Genomic DNA, 20535 nt, shown 5'->3' on the forward strand with positions numbered 1-20535 from the left:
AATAATGGTAATCAAATGAATAAACGGCCTCTTCTCTTAGGGTTTTTAATTGGGTTGATAGTTCTCCTCGAACAAGGGTGTGACATGAATGATCCTGCCAAGTATGAAACGAATGAGCCTGTCCTCACTATACAAGAGTTCTTCAATGGAACGGTAAAGGGATACGGCATGATTCAAAAACGTTCAGGCGAAGTAAGACGGCGTTTTGTGGTGACCATGGAAGGAAAGTGGACTGCAAACGAAGGGACTCTGGATGAGTACTTCGTTTTTGATGATGGCGATAAGCAATATCGCCAGTGGAAAATCAATCTGATTGATGAACACCATTTCACTGCCACTGCAAGCGACGTCAAGGGCGTGGCGATGGGGGAGCAGTATGGCAATGTGATCAAAATGAGTTACAAATTACTAATTCCCTACAACAGCTCTACCGTGGCACTGAGCATGGATGACTGGTTATATCGCATTGACAAACATGTCGTGATAAACCGTGCCACAATGAAAAAATTGGGTATTCGTGTGGGGTCTATTACGGCCAGTTTTTTCAAGGACTAGTTAATGAACAAGCAAAGCGAAAATGAAGAGGTTCTTTTGCCGATAAGAACGATATCTGCCTTAACTGGAGTTAACTCGGTGACAATACGAGCCTGGGAAAGACGCTATGGATTATTAAAGCCAAAGCGTACAGCCAAAGGGCATCGTTTATACACGTATGAACACGTCCAGCAGATAAAAAAGATTCTTGCTCTCATTGAGCAAGGCGTTTCTGTTGGGCAAATCAAAGAAACCCTTCTGACAGAGAATATCTTTTCGCATCCACCGCAGACTGAAAATCCATGGCGCCAATACCAACTGCAAATGCGGCAAATTATCTCTAATTTTGAGCAGTTCAAACTTGATAATTTATACAATCAGATTTTATCTCTTTACCCGATTGATATTGTCACCAAATACCTGCTTCTCCCTGTGTTTTTTTCACTTGAACAAGATGCTAAAGAGAAAAGATGCCTGGTCGCAGAGTACAATTTCTTCCAAATCTTTCTTCGGAACAAGTTGGGGGCAAGATTACATCACGAAGGCCAGTTTGTTGATGGGCCCCGGCTGCTATTAGTATCCTCCCGTGTGGATAGGGATGAAGTCATTATGTTTTTATTCAGCCTGACGGCACTGGCAATGGGATACGTGGTTATTTGTCTTTATTTTAATGATGACACGGATGAGCTTATTAAAGCCGCAGCCCTAATAAAAGCACGAGGATTGGTGCTTATTGGTGAAAAACTTGTTTACGAACAATCCTCATGGATGGATAAGCAGATCGATCAATTATCCATTCCCGTTTTTGGCTTCACTGGCCCGACAGAGATTAAAAGACCCATCAATCAATCAAAGTTGATACCGTTGAATAGTGATTTCCGCCTGGCATTAGAGGAAGTAAAAATCAGATTGAAAGAGATGCAGTCTATTGAATAAAGGATGGATCAATGAAAAAGATAAAAGCGTTCATTCCACTGTTAAAATGGTTTGACGTTGAGTTTGCAGAAAAAAACCTGAAATCGAATACAATCGACTGGTCAAGGACGATACCCTTTGTTGTTTTGCATCTTGGCTGTTTAGCGGTATTTTGGGTAGGAGCAAGTCTTAGTGCAATCATTGCCGCGATCTTACTCTATTTTATCCGTATGTTTGCTATTACTGGTTTCTATCATCGTTATTTTTCGCATCGCTCGTTTAAGACGAATCGCTTTTGGCAATTTATATTTGCATTGCTCGCTGCTTCCGCTGCACAGAGAGGTCCCCTCTGGTGGGCAAGTCATCACCGTCATCATCACCGTTATTCAGACGCTGTTCAAGATCGACATTCGCCACTGCATCATGGTTTTATATGGAGTCATATGGGATGGTTTTTCGCTTCAGAAAACTTTGTAACCGACTACAAACTGGTTGCTGACTTGGTAAAATATCCGGAATTACGCTGGTTAAATCGATTTGATCTCGTTGTACCGCTTTTATTGGCAGTGAGTTTATTCCTGGCAGGTCATTTTCTACAACAATACTTTCCTGAACTTCATACAAACGGTTGGCAATTCCTGGTATGGGGATTTTTTATCTCAACGGTTTTGGTATTTCATGCTACCTGCAGTATTAACTCGCTTGCCCATCAATGGGGAAAACGCGCTTTTAATACGGCGGATGAGAGTCGTAATAATTTTTGGTTAGCATTAATTACCCTCGGTGAGGGCTGGCATAACAACCATCATTTTTACCCCGGCTCGGCAAGGCAAGGGTTTTATTGGTGGCAAATCGATATCACTTTCTATCTGCTGTGCCTGCTCTCTTACACTCATGTTATTCATGGATTACGGCCTAATCCCTCCAACCTGAGGACCGAGAAATGAAAAAGCGCGTATGGATTACAGGAGCCTCCTCAGGGATTGGCAAAGCAGTCGCCATGGCAATGGCAAGTCGCGGCTATGAGCTCATAATATCCGGACGTAACCAGGGCGTATTGGATGAAATAACCCGTCAAACAGGCGCTCTGTCTGTCGCCTTTGATATAAGAGATAAAAACAGTAATTTGAAGGCAGCTGATCTTATAAAAGAAAAATTTGGCTACCTTGATATCGTTTTTCTAAATGCCGGGACCTGTGAATATGTTGATGTGGCTGATTTCAAAAGCGATGTATTTGAAGAGCTACTTAAAACTAATTTTTTAAGCATGGTTTATGCTATTGAAGCATCGCTGCCTTTATTACGGGCCAGCAGGAATGCCCAGATTGTTGGAATGAGCAGTTCAGTTGCCTTTGTTGGGTTGCCGCGAGCCGAAGCCTATGGCGCCAGTAAAGCAGCCATCCGCAATTTTCTCCAGAGCCTGCGTATTGATCTTGCTAAAGAGAATATTTCAGTATCCATCGTATGTCCTGGCTTTATAAAAACACCATTAACCGATAAAAATGATTTCCCCATGCCTTTCCTTATAAGCAGTGAGGCGGCAGCAGAAACGATAATCAATGGTATAGAGAAGAAAAAGCTGGAAATCATCACACCAAGATTGTTTGTTACGCTGATTAAAATTCTAAGTTTTTTACCAAATCAATTAAGTACTTATCTCTTAAAGAAGGTTACAAATCGACAATGAAAATTGCCATTATTGGAAGTGGGATATCAGGTTTAACCTGTGCTTATTACCTCAAAAAAGAGGGGTATGATCCTTACATTTTTGAAGCAAATACGTATGTAGGAGGCCACACCCATACAGTAGAACTGCAAACCGAGAGTGGTCTTTGTCCCATAGATACTGGCTTTATTGTTTTTAATGAAAAAACTTACCCTAATTTTGTTGGGTTATTGAGGGAGCTGGATGTGGCAAGCCAAATGACCGACATGAGTTTCAGCGTCTTTGATCCACAATCCCGCTTTCAATATGCGGGTGGCTCACTCAATAGTTTGTTTGCCGCACGAAAAAATTTGCTTAGTTATAAATTCTACCGCTTAATCAGTGAAATTTATCGGTTTCAGCTTGCAGCAAAGAAACTGCTGGCAAGGAATGAGAAAAATTTAATCTTGTCTGAATTCATTGGACAACATGGTTTCCACACTGATCTTGCCAATTTATACCTTTATCCCCTTATCTCTGCTTTGTGGTCAACACCCCTAAACCTGGTAGAACAGATGCCCGCTTATTTTGTGGCAAATTTCTTCTATAACCATGCGTTATTACAAATGATGCCGTCTTTGCCTTGGAAAGTGATTCAAGGTGGATCTCACTCTTATGTGAAAGCCTTGACCAGACACTTTGAGAATAATATTTATTTAAACACCGCGATTGAATGGGTCAAACCCAAACCTGGTGGAGGATATTACCTCTCGAGTAAAAACGAAGAAATAGGTCATTTTGAAAAGGTAATTATCGCAACTCATAGCGATCAAGCATTAGCAATGTTGGCCTGTCCTGATGAATTAACAGTTGAAATCCTGAGCCAATTTACCTACCAGCATAATGAGGTTATTTTGCATACTGACACCAGTGTGTTGCCATCCAATCCTCGGGCATGGGCCAGTTGGAATTATTTATTGGTTGACCAAAATGTCCGGCATGCTGTCCTTAACTACTATATGAATCGCTTGCAAAATTTATCTACCAAGCAACATTATTGTGTCAGCTTAAACGCAAGGGATTTTATAAACCCTGAAAAAATTATCCAAATTTATCACTACGCTCACCCGCAATACACCCTACATAGCTTGGCTGCACAATCGCGCCAAAAGGAATTGAATCGTAATGGTTCTCTTTATTTCTGTGGGGCTTATTGGGGTTTTGGCTTCCATGAAGATGGCGTGAAGAGTGCCTTAACCGTCTGCAAACAAATTTTGTCAGAAGAAAATCATGAACCTATCAACGCGGCATAGTGCCATTTATAAAGGCAGTGTAATACATCGGCGGTATGAACCCGTCAGACATCAGTTTTCTTATAATGTATTCATGGTTTTTCTCGATCTGGATGAATTATCTACACTCTTTGATTCCTATTGGTTCTGGTCAGTCGGACGTTACAATATTGCTCAGTTTAAGCGAAGTGATCATCTTGGGGATCCAGCCAATGACTTAAAACAAGAAGTCTATAAACTGGTCGAGGAAAAAACAGGCCATCGGTTAGAAGGTCCTGTTCGCTTATTAACGCACTTGCGTTATTGGGGTTATTGTTTTAATCCCGTCAGTTTTTATTATTGCTACGATGCAACTGGAAGCCGTATAGAAGCCATTGTAGCTGAAGTGAATAACACGCCATGGAACGAACAGCATACTTATATTCTTACAGCCTCGCAAAATCTCGCTAGTCATGAGTATCAACATTTCGTCTTTGATAAAGACTTTCACGTCTCTCCTCTTATGTCGATGGACATGATTTACGATTGGAGGCTTTCAGCACCCAATGAAAAGATTTGGGTACATATGAAAAACATTCACCAGAATCGTAAGGTATTTAGTGCAAGTCTCGGTTTAAACCGTGAGGAAATAACAGGTAGGAACCTTGCCAGGATTTTAATCCAACATCCTTTCATGACCGGAAAAATAATTATTGCCATTCATTGGCAGGCATTAAAAATCTGGCTAAAAGGAGCAACGTTTCATGTTCACCCTAAAAAGAGATGAGCGGAATGGAAAATACTGCGCGCAAAATTATTTTAAAACGATTAGCCAATTTGACAGTTGGCCAATTGCGAATTGAAGAGGGTGACGCCAGCATGACTTTCGGTGATCGCTCCGCTGCCTCGTTGATAACTGCCTCTATGAAAATTACAAATAGAAAATTTTATCAAGACGTCTTGTTCGGGGGGAGTATTGCTGCAGCTGAAACTTACGTCTCTGGATATTGGGAAACGGATGATTTGACGAAATTATTAAGGATTTTTTTACTCAATCAAACCACAACAAAAGAATTTGAAACGGGCTGGGCAAAATGCCTGGCTGTTTTACGCTGGATTTCTTATCAGTTTAAACGCAATAACCTGCAAGGTAGCCGTAAGAATATTGCTCAACACTACGACTTGAGTAACCACTTTTTCCAATTATTTCTGGATAAGAACCTCATGTATTCATCCGCTATTTTCCCATCCACAGAAAGTACTTTGGACGAAGCGGCCAGTTATAAACTCGACGTAATTTGTAAAAAGCTGGCCTTAAAATCAAGTGACAAGATTATTGAAATAGGTACTGGATGGGGCGGTTTTGCTATTCATGCAGCAGAAAACTATGGTTGTGAAGTAGTAACCACCACCATTTCTCAACAACAATATAATTATGCTTCCCAACAAATCAGGGAAAAAAAATTGGGAACCAAAATTAAGTTGCTCAAACAGGATTACCGGCAACTGGAAGGGCAGTACGACAAACTGGTTTCTATTGAAATGATTGAGGCAGTTGGCTATCAGTATTACAAGCAATTCTTTCGGACTTGTTCACAATTACTAAAGCCCGATGGCGAAATGCTTATGCAAGCGATCGTTATCCAGGATCAGGCCTATGAACGCGCTAAATATGAAATTGACTTTATTAAACAGTATATTTTTCCGGGAAGTTGTATCCCTTCAGTGACAGCGCTATTGGATGCAATGACCAAGGCAAGTCATTTGCGCCTTTTTAACTTGGAGGACATTGGATTGCATTATGCCAAAACACTTCGTTGTTGGCGGCAGAACTTTACTTCTCAGGCATGCGAAATCAAGACGCTGGGTTTTGATGAGCGCTTTATCCGGTTGTGGAATTTCTATTTTTGCTACTGTGAAGCCGGTTTTTCTGAAGGCTATTTGGGGGACATGCAAATGCATTTTGTACACCCCCTTGCAATAAGACAGAAAAAATATGATTAGGCAACTGTGGCAATTTGTCTTTTTTCAAATACAGTGGTGGTGTTGCTTATTAAGTACGGTTTCTCCTCACTACCATGACCTGTTCCTTCTGGCCTTAGTCTTAGCCGTCTATGATGCCTGCAGGCATTTTAAAACTCCAGCGCGTTGGCTCTTATTCCTGCTAATAGCAAGCTTGGGTTTAATCAACGATACCCTCTTGATGCATGTAAATATACTTTATTTTTTTGACGATTCTTTGCTGATTATACCGCCCTGGCTTTTGGTTTTATGGCTTTGTTTTGGAGGATGGTTTTTAAAGGCAGACTGGATTAATAATAATTACTTCCTAATGGCTTTGCTGGGAGCACTGGGGGGGCCTTTAAGCTATTTTGCAGGATTTAAACTGGGTGCAATTTCCTTTCCCCAACCGCTGCTACTGACGATGATTATTTTATCGGTTGATTGGCTTTTACTGGCATTAACCCTAACGACATTAAATGGTCTGTGCAGGAAATGACGGTCTTATTCCAATAAATGGGGCGTGCGTGAAAAAATCAAACCGTGAAAGGTAAAAAATCATTTTCACCGGTGTAGCAATACTGCCGTGAACCAATCCCATAAAATTGACCATGGCGTAGGCGAGAAAAATTTTAAAGCAGACTCTATTTAGGAGAAATCGGAATGTAATCGTATTTTTCCGCAGAAGCAGTCGAGCCGCATTCATCATAAGTATTGTCTACACAAAGAAAAAACTCCTCTGCGCCATATTTCTGAGCTTGGGATAAGGCATCAGCAATCGAATGAAATTGAACAATTTCATTATTTTTCTTAATGAATTTGACGGAGTCTTTTAAAATTACTTCAACAAGGTATTCATGTAATTCAATGGGTGAATAAATTAAAGCAATTTTCTTAGACTCAGTATGGGCATAATTTATTAAGCCTTCATGGGTGTTGTTTAGCATGTTTTAATCCATCCGTTTAATTGTAATTATAGCCCTAAATTTACTATTACGCGGGTTTCATGTTGAAAAGTATAAAATACTTCCCTGGACCATAAGATAGCCAGCACGGATTGGACAGAGCGGCCTCCGTGGCGGTTGAAGTAAACTCAGCCCTATCAAGCCCAAAATCGCCTGGCAGATTGCTGTATGCCGTTCATCCAATGCTTATTCCTTATTAAGACTTGAAGTCAACAATACTCTCCTTCATAGTAGGTTTTTTACTATTAAGGGACCCAAGTTATGGCTCGATACTTAATCATTGCAGCAAGTAGCGCGATAGGTCAGTCAGTGGTTGAGCTTCTAAAAAAGCAAGGGAATGAGGTGATGACTACAGCACGAAGCGAGGACAAAATCGTTCCTGATTTTAGACTCGATGCCTCTGACTTTAGCGCGGTCGACAGGGTATTTGAGCAAGCAGGCCCTCTGGATGGCGTGGTTAATTGCGCGGGTTCTTTATTACTTAAGGGGGCTCATGCGACAAATTTTGAGGAGTTTCAAAAGACAATCAATGCCTCTTTGACTACCTCGTTTGCAGTGGTGCGTGCCGCAGGCAGTAAGATGCTCTCTGGAGGCTCCCTGGTGCTTATTGCCTCCGCAGCAGCCTTAACCGGACTGGCTAATCATGAAGCAATTGCTGCGGCGAAAGCAGGGGTTATTGGATTAGCAAAATCCGCCGCAGCGACTTATGCATCGCTCAATTTACGCGTCAATGTAGTAGCGCCTGGGATGGTTAAAACGCCTTTGACTGACCCATTACTTAGCAATCAATTAGTCGCTAAAGCATCTACGGCAATGCATCCCTTGGGACGAATTGGTGAACCCTGCGATGTGGCGCAGGCTATCTTATTTTTTCTTAACCCTTGTAACAGTTGGATAACAGGGCAAGTGCTTGCAGTGGATGGTGGCTTAAGCGCTGTTCGTCCCAAGCTTAAAGTGTAATTTATTTTTAGGACGTACGATGACGAAATTGTGTTTTCTTTTGGGCGACCAACTCAGTGAGTCCCTTTCCTCGCTGACTGCAATCGACAAGCACGATGATCTGGTTTTTCTTTGCGAAGTGATGGAAGAAGCCACTTATGTTGCGCATCATCCCAAAAAAATTGCTTTTTTATTTTCAGCGATGCGTCATTTTGCAAAACGATTAACAGCACTGGGTTACCGGGTACTCTACACTCAATACGATGAGGCCAGCAATACTGGGTCTTTTGAGGGGGAGCTGTGCCGGGTAATCCATGAAGAAAAAATTTCACAAGTCCACGTCACTCATCCTGGCGAGTGGCGTGTTCTGCAAAAACTGGAAACATTAGAAAAGCAATTGTTGATACCCCTCATCATTCATGAAGACAATCGATTTCTATGCTCGATAGATGGGTTTAAAGAGTGGGCAAACGATAAAAAGCAATTGCGCATGGAGTACTTTTACCGAATGATGCGGCAAAAGCATCATCTTCTCATGGACAACCAGGGTAAACCAGTTGGCGGGGTTTGGAACTATGATCAGCAAAATCGGAAAAATGCGAATCACATTGAAACATTTCCTCCTCGTTTGGCACATCCTCTCGATGAGGTAACCTCAGCGATTTTAAGTCTGGTGGAAAACGAGTTTTCCAATCATTTTGGCCAATTGCAGCCGTTTAATTTTGCAGTGACTCGCGAGCAGGCGCTCGGTGAAGTCAACCACTTTGTAACGCATTGTCTAAGGTATTTTGGTGATTACCAGGATGCCATGCGCGCCAATGAAGTTAATTTATATCACTCGAAATTATCCTTTTATTTAAATGCAGGACTTTTACTGCCATTAGAATTATGCCGCATTGCAGAAGACGCGTTTAAACAAAAACAAGCACCATTGAATGCTGTCGAAGGCTTTATTCGTCAAATTTTAGGATGGCGTGAGTATGTCCGTGGCATCTATTGGCTGTTGATGCCTGAATACGCAAACAGAAATTATTTTAATGCATCCAGGCCCTTGCCCTCGTTGTTTTGGGGGGACAACACCCGGATGTTTTGTATGAAAGAAGTGGTGCGACAGACGCAAGTTGAAGCTTACTCTCATCATATTCAGCGTTTGATGATTACCGGCAATTTCGCGCTCCTGGCCGGCCTTAATCCCAAGGAGGTCTGTGAGTGGTATTTGGCTGTGTATGCTGATGCCTACGAATGGGTGGAGTTGCCAAACACGTTGGGGATGGCGCTGTATGCTGATGGCGGCGTGATGGCCTCCAAGCCTTACGCTGCGAGTGGGAAATATATTCAAAAAATGAGCAATTTTTGTAAATCCTGTGCTTATAATCCCCAAGAAGTGATTGGTGAAAACGCCTGTCCATTTAATTCCCTCTATTGGAATTTTATAGCTCAACACCAAGGCCTGCTTAAAAACAATCCGCGTCTTCATTATGCTTATCTAAATTGGGATAAAATGAACCTGGAAAAGAAAAACGCCATTCTCGCTAGGGCAACGGAAGTATTCGCCGCATTGGATGCCGGACAGTTATAAGGATCTGAGAATATTCAGGGTAGTTAGTTCATTAATGCAATAACCCCATTGAGATAAGAAGCGAATACCAGCCACACCAGGTAGGGAATTAATAACCAGGCAATGGTTTTATGCGTTTTTTTAGCCTCAATGATTAAGAGCACATTCAAACAGGTTAAAACCACAAGCCAAATAGCGCTTGGCGTCAACCAATGGAGCCCAAAAAAGAGTGGAGTCCAGGCCCAATTCATGAGCATTTGTAATGCGAAAAGCACCGTCACTTTTTTAGAAGACACCTTATTATGATTTGATAAAATCCAGGCAATGACTGCCAGAAGTGCATACAATACGGTCCAAACAATCGAAAAAATAAACCCGGGCGGCGTTAGGGATGATTTATTAAGATGCTCATACCAGGGATAAATATTCGCCTGAGTGAGTAAACCCAGTAAAAAGCCTATGCTTTCAAAAAGCACAATCCAGCCTATCAATTTCATTAGTTTATTGAAGCGCAAAATCATTTCCCTAAAGTTGGGTTAATCCTTCTTTGATGGTTGGGCATTTTAAAGTAACTTTCAACCCCTTTAGGTTTTAAATTAGAACTAAGGTGTTGCTGGCGTAAAACTTGTGATCCAGGTGGGTCAATGAACGGATGAAATAATCAGGTTAATCTTTTTCTGATAGTGAGTAAGCTCAATAGAAATGATTGAAGGCAGTCACTATAATTTCTCTCTGTGTACGCTTGCTGTATAATTATTCAAATTCAAATAAAGAGTATGAGTTGCAACAGAAAGATAACTCCTGAATGAGAAATCCAGGGTTAAAGAGAGAACATCATTTACACGACATCAGTTAAACAAGCAGCAAAAAAAGCTTAAGCAAGGCAATAGTAAGATGGCGCGAGAGGCATTCCTCAACCCCCAGACTTTCAATACAACAACAGAAATATCGACAAGAGTGATGTCAATCAAATCTATTAAGGTAATTATTAATGTCTAAAAATCTCAAAATTCTTATCGTAGGGGTTGGTGTAGCAGGCCCCGCACTTGGTTATTGGCTAAGAAGATTTGGTTTTTCGCCAGTCTTGATTGAAAAGTCCAAGTCTATCAGAAAAGGCGGTCAGGCACTGGATATACGCGGCATAGCAACACATCTCGCGAGAGAGATGGGTATCTATGATCAAATCTGTGAAAGGCGCACGCGAATAGAATGCGGCCGTTTTGTAGATACAGCGGGTAACGTGCTCCATGAAGAGCAGGGTGAGAAATTTGGGTTCCGGCAAGATGATGAAGTCGAAATTCTCCGGGGTGATTTAGTTGAAATTCTGATGAAAGCCATTGCTGATATACCTTGTTATTTCGATCGATCCATTATGAGCATGGAGCAGAACGCTGATAACGTGATAGTCCATTTCAAGGACGGCAAGGTTGAAAATTATGATCTGGTGATCGCGGCCGATGGTATTCACTCTGCTACAAGGCGCATGATTTTTGATAAAAGTGAATATCAGTTAATTCATCTTGGTTCCTATCTTAGTACCTTTACAATTCCAAATTACCTTCACTTAAGTCACGTTGATCTCGAATGCGAGGCTGATAATAAATTGGTATCAATCAATAGCGATAACAACCCCGAAATAGCAAGAGCAGGATTTATGTTCCGCTCTAACCATATCCTGAAAGACATTCGCGATGAGCATGAACAAAAGCAATTCCTGTGGGATACTTTCCGCGATTTTGGCTGGGAAGCAGAAAATATTTTAAATCGAATGTCAGAAAGCGATGATTTTTATTTCGATGCGATTACCCAGGTAAAGATGAAGAGTTGGGCCAAAGGTCGAATAGCACTGGTAGGCGATGCAGGGTATTGTCCTTCTCCTTTATCAGGCCAAGGTAATAATTTGGCATTTGTCGGAGCCTATATCCTGGCGGGAGAATTAAAAGCCGCTCAGGGAAATTATAGGCAAGCGTTTACTCGTTATAATGAATTACTCCATTCCTTCGTCGAGGCTAATCAGGACTTTGGTGTTTGGGTGAGCAAATCATTTCTTGTAGAAAATGAAGTTTCCAAGGAAATTGCAGAAGAACGCTCGACCAGAATCCTGGCCATGATCAAAGCAATTTCGAATGGGATTACCTTAGCTCAATATGAGTAATCCTATTCAAGCTGCTCGCCGGAGACGCCTGGCGCAGCCAAAAAAAAGCCCGCGTTCACCCTTTGCAAGGATGGCAGAAGGGGCTATGGGAACAACGCTTGAATTTTGTATTCAGCGATTCAAATTCAAGCTCTGACCGCGAGATACAACGTTTCTCCCTTGATGTAATGCAATGACGTCAGGGGGAATTTTCTCCCAGAAATTGCCGCGAACGGCTTTATTATAACCAATGCGGAATAGCTCATTCATTCGCTGTTTATCAAACATTTCATCGGATTTGGAGACGTAATTGGCAGGCACATAAGTTAGATTAAAATCTACCTCCTGTAGCAACGCACATAAATAAATGAAAATGACATCCGCACTTCCTTGCGCTGCGAGCACGCTATCCAACGCTTGTCGGCCTATTGAAAGTAGTTTGGGCTGGACTATCTTGTAAGGAAAACGATTTTGGTTATTCCGGATAACAAATATTTTTACATTAGGTTTCTGCTTTAATTTGAAATAGCTGCGTGCAGCATGGATATCGGAGCCTAAGCGACTTAAAAAAACAGCAAAGGTGGTTGAGCCATCAACATGCATTTCCTGATAGGATTTTCCCTGGTTAACAACATCAATATAGACAGGAGGTAATACAGCAGGAATACTTGCGGAAGCCAATAATACTTTTTTGAATAAGATTATTTTTTTTGGATTCCGGCTTGCAGCTAAACGAGTTAAATCCCATACCACTAATTTTCTAGAATAAAGATTGGTAGTACCGACATATAAACGCCTTCCTTGATAAAATCCCTTCGCGATATCATCGAGTAATTGAGGGCTAATGTAACGGTCTAACAAGTTCTGTAATGGCTTATCTCCTTTTAGCGATTCACCGCCGGTGGCAAGCGTCCATAAGATTGGTTTGTCTGTTATCACCTCTTTGGATGTGATAGTGGTATATACCTCTTTTAGAGGTTGATCGTATTTTGGCCCGGCAAAGGCTAAAGGCGCAATTAATGCGCCAGTACTGATTCCCGTTACTGTCGTAAAAGAAGGGCGTTTTCCAGATTTTGTCCAACCATTAAGAATACCTGCACCAAAAGCACCATAATCACCTCCGCCAGAAATAATCAGCAGGCTAAAAAAATTTTTTTGGTGGAACATCGTGTCTGGATACGTTTTGGCTAATTGTTTTATCCGTTCAAGTGATTGCTTTTTGATGAGCGGATTGGAGGAGTTGGTAAATTCGGTTCGAACATCGGGAAAATCGTTGATTTGTACAGCGTTTTCCAGTTCAGCAGGCACCGGATTCGGTTTCCCAGCGATTTGACATGCGCTCTGGCTAAGGATTAAAAAAATAACTACTATGATTTTTTTCATCGAATACTTAATCCTTTAATTCATTAAACCAGGTAATCAAGTTGAAATCGACGCAGACATCAACATGAATACTCCATTCCTTACTAAGCGAAACACTAAGCCTGTGTCAAAATTGTTTACCCATTTTAATCCCATAAACGATTTCATTAGGCGCATTTCTCACAATATCATAATTAACATTAGGCGTGATTTCGATGGCGGACCCAATCTTAAAAATATAATTAAATGCGCCTCTTCCCAAGAACTTACTTTTACTTCCTTCTTCAAATTTAATGCCTGGGCCAATACCGATGGTAATATTTTTTAAAAAGCTTAAGGTTATTAAGCCCATGGTTTCAATTTCATGATGTTGCTCTTTATTATTCGGGGTATTCTCAACATTCAAAGCAAAACCAAAAGGGAGGACCAGTGTTCTGTGATATTCTAGGCCGTAAGTAAAATAATTATAATTTTTTATTTCAGTCCCGCCAAGGAACACCGCAAGCAGATTCTTATTTTCTTCCCTTGTATGTTTTGGTGTTTCCGAAGCATAAATGAAGTCAACAGATAAGATGGTTAAGAGCACAATAAAACATCCTAGTTTTTTTGTAATGCGTTGTTTCAATCCAGGCCCCCCAAAAAAATAAAATCAGTGAATCAGTGCTATGTTGCCAGTTCAGGTGGGCAGAGGAAGCCCTGACCTATCCCGGTTTATTCTCAATCAAAAGTAATATTGAATGGATGGATTAGAGCAACTCCAACGCTATAAATAGGCCAGTTTCTAACATGGATTTCTTTCTCACCCAATAGCAGGAAGCCCTGGATGTGTGTGGCCAATCAAAATTAAACCTAACAAAACACTATTACTCTATCACCAAATGATATGCGTTTTAAGAGTTTGTTTTTGATATAAATTTTTAACCAACTGGCCGAAATCCAGGTGCTTCTTTCTAACACCTGGATACGACAGCCCATTTGTTTTGACTGCGCTTAAGCGAGCAGGAAAAGTGATCCCTGAGCCTCTATCTAAGGAATACCTTAGGGGCGGCGGCGAGGAGTCCTGGGTAGAGGGCTCTTGGGAAGTGTGTAGATCGGGTCGTTTAGATTTCTATTTCGTTCATCACTTCCCCCCGAAATAGTCTTTAAATCCTCTTTTTTGATTTTTTCTTTGGGTTGTTTTTTTGAAGGACTTTGAGAAGATTTTTTCATGATTTTATCCCATAACAAAGGAAACATCTTTAATTATAGTTCAATTATAAAACACAAGGATTAATTCACGAGTGTCGCTCCGTAGCGTCATACCAAAAAATACCCTTTATCCAAAGACTTCACCGAAATTTTTATATCCAAAGCGATCGATAATTTATCCAAGAGAACTCCCCCTTTTTATCCAAAAATTAAAATTGAATGGTGAATTCCTTAATTTCCATCGTCTTTTTATAGAGTTACCTAGCTATCAGAAGATAGTCTAAAGTTTATACTACTCACAACATTTATTAAAAAATGCATCCAAAGCAATGGTTGGCGATTAAAAAAGAGGGCTTGTATTGCATTCCCGGGGATTTTTTTATTGACCCTGTGTTGCCAGTTAAGCAAGCAATTATTACCCATGCCCATAGTGATCATGCCCGCTCTGGACATGAGCACGTGTTCGCACATACCCATACCATTGATCTAATGGCGATACGCTATGATGAAGGTTTTGCCTCAAAATTCCGCCGTTTGGCTTATCATGAGAGAGTGAGAGTTAAGGACGTTGAATGGTATTTATTGCCCGCCGGTCACATTCTAGGTAGTTCTCAGGTTGTTATCGAATACAAAGGTTCGCGCCTAATTATTTCTGGTGATTATAAACGCTCCTTAGATCCAACCTGTGACCCTTTTGTGGTAGAACCTTGCGATGTATTTATTACTGAAGCAACCTTTGGCCTACCTATTTTTAAGCATCCCCCTATTGAGAAAGAGATTAATAAGTTGCTGGTGTCCATAAAGGCTTTTCCTCATCGTTGTCATTTAGTGGGTGTCTATGGTTTAGGGAAATGCCAGCGATTAATCAGAACATTAAGACTTATGGGTTATCTGGATCTCATTTTTATCCATGGCGCATTAAAAAAACTGTGTGATTTTTATGAATCAATGAAAATAGATTTAGGAGAGTTACGAATCGCATCGACTCTAGATGCCGATAACTCTCAAGGGAAAATTGTCTTATGCCCTCCCAGTGCCTTAAGGGATAGATGGAGTAGACGCTTTGCCAATGTAGTGGTTTCCATGGCATCAGGGTGGATGCAAACCAGAGCAAGAGCCAAACAACAAGGGGTAGAGTTGCCATTAGTTATTTCTGATCATGCTGATTGGTTTGAGTTAATACAAACTATTAAGGAAATTAATCCCCAAGAAGTCTGGATTACCCATGGACAGGAAGAAGCCCTTGTTCATTATTTAAATCAACAAGGCTATAAGGCCCAAGCGTTGCATTTACTGGGTTATGAGGAGCATGAGGATTAAACATGAAAAAATTGGCTCAGCTTCTCCACAATCTTTATTTTACTTATGGTCATTTGGATAAAATGACTTTACTGCTTAATTTTTTCTCTAGTACACCCGATCCAGAACGTGGTTATGCCCTCGCTATTATGGCAAATACCCTGGTTTTTCCTACTTTTAATCGTGTGTTAATTAGAGAGTTAATCCAAGATAAAATGGATCCTGTTTTATTTGAGCTTTCTTATGATTATGTAGGCGATATCTCAGAAACTATCGCTTTGCTTTGGCCTCAGCCGGGAGCTAATAATGAATTGCCTTTGCTCTCCAGCTTAATTGCCAAATTCAAATCCCTACCCAAAAATGAAATTAAAAATTATTTAAGTGATTTACTCAATCACAGTAATGTTATCGAGCGTTGGGCCATTTTAAAATTAGGTACAGGGAGTTTACGGATTGGTATTTCGGCACGCTTTCTAAAAAATACTTTAGCTAAATATGGCAAAGTTGATGTGCAGGAAATCGAACAAATCTGGCATGGATTAAATCCACCCTATATTGAATTGTTTGCTTGGCTAGAAAAAAAGAGTGCCGTACCCCTAAATAAGGAATCTATTTTCTTTCATCCCGTTATGTTATCTCACCCCTTTGACGAAAAAGAGTTGCAACAAATCAATCTCCAGGAATTTTCCTTTGAGCGAAAATATGATGGTATCCGCGTTCAAATTGTATCGACGGATCAAGGAAAGGCTCTGTTTACCCGTACTGGCGATAATATCAGTCATTCCTTTCCGGATCTGCTTGCTTCCATACAAGGCAAGGTCGTATTAGACGGAGAGTTAATCATTAAAACGATGAATGGGATTGGTAGTTTTAACGATTTACAGCAACGATTAAATCGCAAAACAATATCCAAAAAACGCTTATCAGATTCTCCTGCAGCCATAATACTCTATGATATTTTAAGCTGGAATTCGGAAGATCTGCGAGCCTTGGCCTTTACTGAACGCCGGCAAAAACTGGAGCAATGGGTAGCGATTCACCAGGCAGATAATATCCTCCTTTCAGAGTTATTATCCTGCAAAGAAGGCTGTACCTTACCGCAATTAAAACACCAAATTCTGCAAGAAAATCATCCAGCCGTAGAAGGGTTAATGATTAAAAATAAGCAAAGCCCTTATCTTGCCGGGAGACCCATGGGCCATTGGTACAAATGGAAACGAGATCCGCTAATCATTGATGCAGTGCTCATGTATGCTCAGCGAGGGCATGGTAAACGCTCTTCTTATTACTCAGATTATACTTTTGGCTTGTGGCAAGAAGGGGAGTTACTGCCAATCGGTAAAGCCTATTTCGGATTTACCGATGAAGAGCTCAGACAACTGGATCAATGGATACGCAATAACACTATCCATCGTTTTGGCCCTGTTCGGGAAGTAAAAAAGGAATTGGTTTTTGAAGTTGCTTTTGATGCAGTGAATTTGTCTTCTCGCCATAAATCAGGGCTAGCTCTCCGATTCCCTCGCATTAATCGGATAAGATGGGATAAACCAGCTGAGGAGGCCGATCAACTGAGAACGTTATCAAAATTGATGAAATAGATTTTCTTAAAGCGATTGCAGTTTTACATTCTAAAAATGTGAAAAACCTCAGTTGATGATGTTTCGATGGGGTTAATAAGGGCAGTCTCAATCATTTAACCCTAAGCTCATCTTTCGTCATTTGCTGGTCAACGAAATAGTTCAGCGCTGGGGATGCACTATTTTCATAGTGTCTCGTCTGCTAAAAGGGGTTAATGATAATCCCGCGCGGCCTGAGAATGCGTTTTGGCTTTTATTTTTACAGCCTGTTTTTTTCCTTTTTTAGGCGCTGGCTTTGCTTTTACGGCTACCTCTTCTTTAGTTTTTTCCAACCAAAGCAAAAATTTTCCTTTTAAATAATGCATTTTTTCTTTAATAACAACAGCTTGTCGCGATGAAATAATTTTTTTGGCTTGATTAAATAGTTCACCTTCCTCTTCCCGTACATGGTGCTCAACGATTTCCTTTAATTTTAATACAGCTTTCTCCCAATTTTTTCCACTTACTTTGCTTTGAATCACCTTATTAATTTGGTCTTCAATTTCACGATGTTCTTTCTCGCCGTGCAAAGCTATTTCATTGGTTTGAGGGTGTTCAGCCAGTCTACGATATAAAGTCTCTTGCTCAGCGTGAGCGTGGACTAATAACTCCTGAGCAATTAAAGCAACGATTTCCTTTTTACGGGTTACTATTTTTGAATCTTCAAATAATTTAAACAGATGTTCAACTTTGTCATGATCCATTTTTAAATAGTCATAAATATCCATTTGTAGCCTCCTAGGGGGTCATAACCACCTTGATACAACCATTTTGTTTTTCTTCAAAAATTTTATAAGCGTCCGGAGCAGTCTTTAACTTAATGCGGTGTGTGATGATTTTAGACGGATCAATTTCACCATCCGTTATTTTTTTCAACAGCATAGGCAAGTAGCGTTGTACATGGGTTTGTCCCATTCTAAAAGTTAATCCTTTATTCATGGCTGCCCCAAAAGGAATATTATCGAGATTGTCCAGGTACACTCCTGGCATAGAAATAGTCCCAGCCTTCCCACAACATCGAATAGCCTCTCTTAGGACATGGGCTCGATCTGTCAGCAAGTAAGTCATTTGCTTAACTCGATCGACAATCGAGTCAAACGAAGGTCCTACATGGGCCTCGCATCCAACAGCATCAATACAACGTTCTGGACCTAGTCCTTTAGTCATTACCATTAAGGCATCAAAAACATCTTCTTCTTTGAAATTAATCGTTTCAGCATGACCAAATTTTTCGGCGAGTTTTAAGCGCTCTGCAACACAGTCAATGGCAATCACCCGTCCTGCACCTAACATCCATGCGCTTTGGATGGCAAATTGTCCCACCGGTCCACAACCCCAGACAGCTACTGTATCTCCCTCTTCGATAGCACAATTCTCGGCCGCCATGTACCCGGTAGGAAAAATATCAGATAGAAATAATAGTTTCTCATCAGCAATATCCGAGGGAACTTTGATAGGACCTACATTTGCAAAAGGAACTCTTACATACTCTGCCTGGCCACCAGAAAAACCTCCTAACAGATGGGAATAGCCAAACATGCCTGCTGGTGTTTGTCCCATTTGTTGTCTGGCTATTTCTCCATTAGGATTAGACAGTTCGCAACTTGCATAGAGTTTTTTCTTACAGAAATGGCATTTACCGCAAGAAATGGTGAAAGGGACAACAACTTTATCGCCAATTTTTAATTTTTTATTCGCTGAGCCTAGTTCAACAACTTCTCCCATGAATTCATGTCCCAAAATATCTCCAGATTCCATAGTAGGCATTAACCCGTTATAAAGATGGAGATCAGAACCACAAATTGCTGTTGCGGTAACGCGGATTATTGCATCTTGCTCATTAATGATTTCAGGATCAGGGACTTTTTCAATACGTACGTCTTTCTTTCCATGCCAGCATATTGCTTTCATAATAATTCCTTTATTAGTCCATGCAAAAATTAGTGTATAAAAATTATCCATATATTTAACGGATAGAACATATATCCTCTCATTTCAACAATCATTGGATAGAAGTAGCCAGGACTAAAAATAAAATTGATTTAAAAATCATTTTGTTAGATAGAGGGAATTTTTTTCAGGATACTAAAAACAGAGCTATTCATACCCTGGAATTATTTCTGCGAAGGAAAAAATGCAAAACAAATGAATTTGTTGATTTCGAATTATTTGAATCGGCAAATAATTGGCGCTACAAAGAGGTGTGAAGAAATACAGAGCAATTAATCCTACTGCAATAGGATTTTAAAGTCTTTATTATTCTTTTTGACCATTAATCCTACGAGGATGGGATTAATTAATAATTAATTCAAACTTTTCTATTAACTCTAAGATAGTAGGATTACATGGCCAAGCAAATTAAAAAACTACAGACTCCTAATCTTCAGTCGCCATTAACAGCACAATTGTTAGGAGACGCCATTAAAGCCCGTCGAACTCAAAGTAATTTAAAATTAGAGGATGCGGCTGCTTTATGTGGTATAGCCAAAGAAACCTTTATGAAAATAGAGCATGGGCAATCGAACTGTCAATTAGCAAGTGTATTAAAAATTTGCTCTGGTTTAGGGATAAATCTTTACATAAAACCGTGGGTGGAGAATGGTGGAGATAAAAATGATTGGAGCTAAGTAAACCCTGGATGTTTATCTAGGAAAAAATCAAATAGCCAATATTGCTTTTATCGAGGACCAGTTGTACTGGAAGTATAATGAAAACTGGCAAAAGAAAGGTTACGCTATATCTCCACATTTACCCTTGCATCAAGATATTCTATCTTTAAATGTGCAGCGTTTTTTACGGAATTTATTACCTGAAGGAAACTCCCCTGGAGGTTGATAACCAATATCCATTTTTCGCAAGCGCGGTATTATTTCTTTTCCAAATTTGAAAAAACACTACCTAAAAAGGAAGTTAAGAGTGCTCTATTCATCGGCATTATAGGAAAGAGGGGAGGGAGTATTCCTTATTGGAAAAGGTTCACTGATGTCGATCTACGAAATAAAAAAATTCTGTAGTGCCTGCTAAAAAGCTAAAAAAAATTCATTTGCAAGGCACCACAGAATCAAATACTATAAATCTGCGTTTGATGTGTTTAAATGCAATAAGCGC

Annotated in this window: 22 protein-coding genes; 15 read left to right on the forward strand and 7 right to left on the reverse strand. The window is 40.4% G+C overall.

Translation table 11 applies throughout. The features are described from left to right. Window positions 1–15: 15 nt before the first annotated feature. Genes ACN4Z1_RS04045 through ACN4Z1_RS04080 form a run of 8 tightly spaced genes read left to right on the forward strand, consistent with a single transcriptional unit; the run spans window position 16 to window position 6865 of the window. Window positions 16–555 carry a DUF3833 domain-containing protein gene (locus tag ACN4Z1_RS04045; protein WP_228363145.1) on the forward strand — a complete coding sequence of 180 codons (540 nt, stop codon included), beginning with the start codon at window positions 16–18 and terminating at the stop codon, window positions 553–555. A 3-nt stretch (window positions 556–558) separates the two neighbouring features. Beyond that, the gene (locus ACN4Z1_RS04050) at window positions 559–1470 is read left to right on the forward strand and encodes a MerR family transcriptional regulator (protein WP_228363144.1); all 912 of its coding nucleotides are present in this window, start codon (window positions 559–561) and stop codon (window positions 1468–1470) included. Between the two features lie 11 nt (window positions 1471–1481). Continuing rightward, window positions 1482–2396, forward strand: a complete 915-nt coding sequence (locus tag ACN4Z1_RS04055) for an acyl-CoA desaturase (protein ID WP_228363143.1) — start codon at window positions 1482–1484, stop codon at window positions 2394–2396. After that, the gene (locus ACN4Z1_RS04060; protein WP_228363142.1) at window positions 2393–3136 is read left to right on the forward strand and encodes an SDR family NAD(P)-dependent oxidoreductase; all 744 of its coding nucleotides are present in this window, start codon (window positions 2393–2395) and stop codon (window positions 3134–3136) included. Before ACN4Z1_RS04055 ends, ACN4Z1_RS04060 begins: the two co-directional genes overlap by 4 nt. Next, a complete protein-coding gene (locus tag ACN4Z1_RS04065; protein ID WP_419388087.1) occupies window positions 3133–4407 on the forward strand; it encodes an NAD(P)/FAD-dependent oxidoreductase in 1275 nt (424 codons plus the stop codon). Before ACN4Z1_RS04060 ends, ACN4Z1_RS04065 begins: the two co-directional genes overlap by 4 nt. Then, the gene (locus ACN4Z1_RS04070; protein WP_419386671.1) at window positions 4385–5152 is read left to right on the forward strand and encodes a DUF1365 domain-containing protein; all 768 of its coding nucleotides are present in this window, start codon (window positions 4385–4387) and stop codon (window positions 5150–5152) included. Before ACN4Z1_RS04065 ends, ACN4Z1_RS04070 begins: the two co-directional genes overlap by 23 nt. 5 nt (window positions 5153–5157) lie before the next feature. Then, window positions 5158–6369: a class I SAM-dependent methyltransferase gene (locus tag ACN4Z1_RS04075; protein ID WP_419386672.1), complete on the forward strand. Its 1212-nt coding sequence runs from the start codon at window positions 5158–5160 to the stop codon at window positions 6367–6369. After that, entirely contained in the window at window positions 6362–6865 is a 504-nt protein-coding gene (locus tag ACN4Z1_RS04080; protein ID WP_419388088.1) for a DUF2878 domain-containing protein, read from the forward strand. The genes ACN4Z1_RS04075 and ACN4Z1_RS04080 overlap by 8 nt, the downstream gene beginning before the upstream one ends. A gap of 145 nt (window positions 6866–7010) precedes the next feature. Here the strand turns inward: ACN4Z1_RS04080 and ACN4Z1_RS04085 are convergent, their stop codons facing one another. Then, window positions 7011–7313, reverse strand: a complete 303-nt coding sequence (locus tag ACN4Z1_RS04085) for a DUF6482 family protein (protein ID WP_115220751.1) — start codon at window positions 7311–7313, stop codon at window positions 7011–7013. 279 nt (window positions 7314–7592) lie between these two features. On the opposite strand from ACN4Z1_RS04085, the gene ACN4Z1_RS04090 reads away from it, so the two are divergent. Both ACN4Z1_RS04090 and ACN4Z1_RS04095 read left to right on the forward strand, forming a co-directional pair. Continuing rightward, window positions 7593–8291, forward strand: coding sequence for an SDR family NAD(P)-dependent oxidoreductase (locus tag ACN4Z1_RS04090; protein ID WP_419388089.1), 699 nt, complete (start codon window positions 7593–7595; stop codon window positions 8289–8291). Window positions 8292–8310: 19 nt separating this feature from the next. After that, the gene (locus tag ACN4Z1_RS04095) at window positions 8311–9849 is read left to right on the forward strand and encodes a cryptochrome/photolyase family protein (RefSeq protein ID WP_419388090.1); all 1539 of its coding nucleotides are present in this window, start codon (window positions 8311–8313) and stop codon (window positions 9847–9849) included. 23 nt (window positions 9850–9872) lie between these two features. Here ACN4Z1_RS04095 and ACN4Z1_RS04100 read toward each other — a convergent pair whose 3' ends face one another. Beyond that, the gene (locus ACN4Z1_RS04100) at window positions 9873–10349 is read right to left on the reverse strand and encodes a TspO/MBR family protein (RefSeq protein WP_419386675.1); all 477 of its coding nucleotides are present in this window, start codon (window positions 10347–10349) and stop codon (window positions 9873–9875) included. A 470-nt stretch (window positions 10350–10819) separates the two neighbouring features. Between ACN4Z1_RS04100 and ACN4Z1_RS04105 the strand changes: the two genes are divergently transcribed. After that, on the forward strand, window positions 10820–11983 hold the full coding sequence (locus ACN4Z1_RS04105) for a tetracycline destructase (protein WP_228363138.1): 1164 nt from the start codon (window positions 10820–10822) through the stop codon (window positions 11981–11983). A gap of 111 nt (window positions 11984–12094) precedes the next feature. Here the strand turns inward: ACN4Z1_RS04105 and ACN4Z1_RS04110 are convergent, their stop codons facing one another. From ACN4Z1_RS04110 to ACN4Z1_RS04120, 3 genes are all read right to left on the reverse strand, one after another. Next, on the reverse strand, window positions 12095–13345 hold the full coding sequence (locus ACN4Z1_RS04110) for a patatin-like phospholipase family protein (RefSeq protein ID WP_228363137.1): 1251 nt from the start codon (window positions 13343–13345) through the stop codon (window positions 12095–12097). Window positions 13346–13451: 106 nt separating this feature from the next. Further along, window positions 13452–13949 carry a hypothetical protein gene (locus ACN4Z1_RS04115; RefSeq protein WP_228363136.1) on the reverse strand — a complete coding sequence of 166 codons (498 nt, stop codon included), beginning with the start codon at window positions 13947–13949 and terminating at the stop codon, window positions 13452–13454. 413 nt (window positions 13950–14362) lie between these two features. Continuing rightward, window positions 14363–14533: a hypothetical protein gene (locus ACN4Z1_RS04120; protein WP_220271766.1), complete on the reverse strand. Its 171-nt coding sequence runs from the start codon at window positions 14531–14533 to the stop codon at window positions 14363–14365. A 294-nt stretch (window positions 14534–14827) separates the two neighbouring features. Between ACN4Z1_RS04120 and ACN4Z1_RS04125 the strand changes: the two genes are divergently transcribed. Continuing rightward, window positions 14828–15832 (forward strand): ligase-associated DNA damage response exonuclease, encoded by a 1005-nt coding sequence (locus ACN4Z1_RS04125; RefSeq protein WP_228363135.1) that lies wholly within the window; start codon window positions 14828–14830, stop codon window positions 15830–15832. 2 nt (window positions 15833–15834) lie between these two features. Then, window positions 15835–17409: a cisplatin damage response ATP-dependent DNA ligase gene (locus tag ACN4Z1_RS04130; RefSeq protein ID WP_228363134.1), complete on the forward strand. Its 1575-nt coding sequence runs from the start codon at window positions 15835–15837 to the stop codon at window positions 17407–17409. Window positions 17410–17600: 191 nt separating this feature from the next. Here ACN4Z1_RS04130 and ACN4Z1_RS04135 read toward each other — a convergent pair whose 3' ends face one another. Together ACN4Z1_RS04135 and ACN4Z1_RS04140 are read right to left on the reverse strand one after the other, a co-directional pair. Then, complete coding sequence (locus ACN4Z1_RS04135; protein ID WP_228363133.1) at window positions 17601–18155, reverse strand: hemerythrin domain-containing protein; 555 nt, start codon at window positions 18153–18155, stop codon at window positions 17601–17603. 10 nt (window positions 18156–18165) lie between these two features. Continuing rightward, complete coding sequence (locus ACN4Z1_RS04140) at window positions 18166–19338, reverse strand: zinc-dependent alcohol dehydrogenase (protein WP_228363132.1); 1173 nt, start codon at window positions 19336–19338, stop codon at window positions 18166–18168. A gap of 434 nt (window positions 19339–19772) precedes the next feature. On the opposite strand from ACN4Z1_RS04140, the gene ACN4Z1_RS04145 reads away from it, so the two are divergent. Both ACN4Z1_RS04145 and ACN4Z1_RS04150 read left to right on the forward strand, forming a co-directional pair. Further along, on the forward strand, window positions 19773–20054 hold the full coding sequence (locus ACN4Z1_RS04145; protein WP_228363131.1) for a helix-turn-helix domain-containing protein: 282 nt from the start codon (window positions 19773–19775) through the stop codon (window positions 20052–20054). Between the two features lie 7 nt (window positions 20055–20061). Beyond that, complete coding sequence (locus ACN4Z1_RS04150; RefSeq protein ID WP_228364061.1) at window positions 20062–20262, forward strand: HipA N-terminal domain-containing protein; 201 nt, start codon at window positions 20062–20064, stop codon at window positions 20260–20262. The last annotated feature ends 273 nt before the right edge of the window (window positions 20263–20535 follow it).

The organism is Legionella sp. ST3F1 (assembly GCF_048553315.1).
GTDB classification, from domain to species: domain Bacteria; phylum Pseudomonadota; class Gammaproteobacteria; order Legionellales; family Legionellaceae; genus Tatlockia; species Tatlockia donaldsonii.

Bases quoted from the DNA above. Each gene is read 5' to 3' on its own strand.
- ACN4Z1_RS04135 (WP_228363133.1), bottom strand. From the start codon at position 18,155: ATGGATATTTATGACTATTTAAAAATGGATCATGACAAAGTTGAACAT.
- ACN4Z1_RS04050 (WP_228363144.1), top strand. From the start codon at position 559: ATGAACAAGCAAAGCGAAAATGAAGAGGTTCTTTTGCCGATAAGAACG.
- ACN4Z1_RS04045 (WP_228363145.1), top strand. From the start codon at position 16: ATGAATAAACGGCCTCTTCTCTTAGGGTTTTTAATTGGGTTGATAGTT.
- ACN4Z1_RS04095 (WP_419388090.1), top strand. From the start codon at position 8,311: ATGACGAAATTGTGTTTTCTTTTGGGCGACCAACTCAGTGAGTCCCTT.
- ACN4Z1_RS04070 (WP_419386671.1), top strand. From the start codon at position 4,385: ATGAACCTATCAACGCGGCATAGTGCCATTTATAAAGGCAGTGTAATA.
- ACN4Z1_RS04120 (WP_220271766.1), bottom strand. From the start codon at position 14,533: ATGAAAAAATCTTCTCAAAGTCCTTCAAAAAAACAACCCAAAGAAAAA.
- ACN4Z1_RS04080 (WP_419388088.1), top strand. From the start codon at position 6,362: ATGATTAGGCAACTGTGGCAATTTGTCTTTTTTCAAATACAGTGGTGG.
- ACN4Z1_RS04060 (WP_228363142.1), top strand. From the start codon at position 2,393: ATGAAAAAGCGCGTATGGATTACAGGAGCCTCCTCAGGGATTGGCAAA.
- ACN4Z1_RS04140 (WP_228363132.1), bottom strand. From the start codon at position 19,338: ATGAAAGCAATATGCTGGCATGGAAAGAAAGACGTACGTATTGAAAAA.
- ACN4Z1_RS04130 (WP_228363134.1), top strand. From the start codon at position 15,835: ATGAAAAAATTGGCTCAGCTTCTCCACAATCTTTATTTTACTTATGGT.
- ACN4Z1_RS04100 (WP_419386675.1), bottom strand. From the start codon at position 10,349: ATGATTTTGCGCTTCAATAAACTAATGAAATTGATAGGCTGGATTGTG.
- ACN4Z1_RS04105 (WP_228363138.1), top strand. From the start codon at position 10,820: ATGTCTAAAAATCTCAAAATTCTTATCGTAGGGGTTGGTGTAGCAGGC.
- ACN4Z1_RS04125 (WP_228363135.1), top strand. From the start codon at position 14,828: ATGCATCCAAAGCAATGGTTGGCGATTAAAAAAGAGGGCTTGTATTGC.
- ACN4Z1_RS04055 (WP_228363143.1), top strand. From the start codon at position 1,482: ATGAAAAAGATAAAAGCGTTCATTCCACTGTTAAAATGGTTTGACGTT.
- ACN4Z1_RS04090 (WP_419388089.1), top strand. From the start codon at position 7,593: ATGGCTCGATACTTAATCATTGCAGCAAGTAGCGCGATAGGTCAGTCA.
- ACN4Z1_RS04145 (WP_228363131.1), top strand. From the start codon at position 19,773: ATGGCCAAGCAAATTAAAAAACTACAGACTCCTAATCTTCAGTCGCCA.
- ACN4Z1_RS04065 (WP_419388087.1), top strand. From the start codon at position 3,133: ATGAAAATTGCCATTATTGGAAGTGGGATATCAGGTTTAACCTGTGCT.
- ACN4Z1_RS04085 (WP_115220751.1), bottom strand. From the start codon at position 7,313: ATGCTAAACAACACCCATGAAGGCTTAATAAATTATGCCCATACTGAG.
- ACN4Z1_RS04110 (WP_228363137.1), bottom strand. From the start codon at position 13,345: ATGAAAAAAATCATAGTAGTTATTTTTTTAATCCTTAGCCAGAGCGCA.
- ACN4Z1_RS04075 (WP_419386672.1), top strand. From the start codon at position 5,158: ATGGAAAATACTGCGCGCAAAATTATTTTAAAACGATTAGCCAATTTG.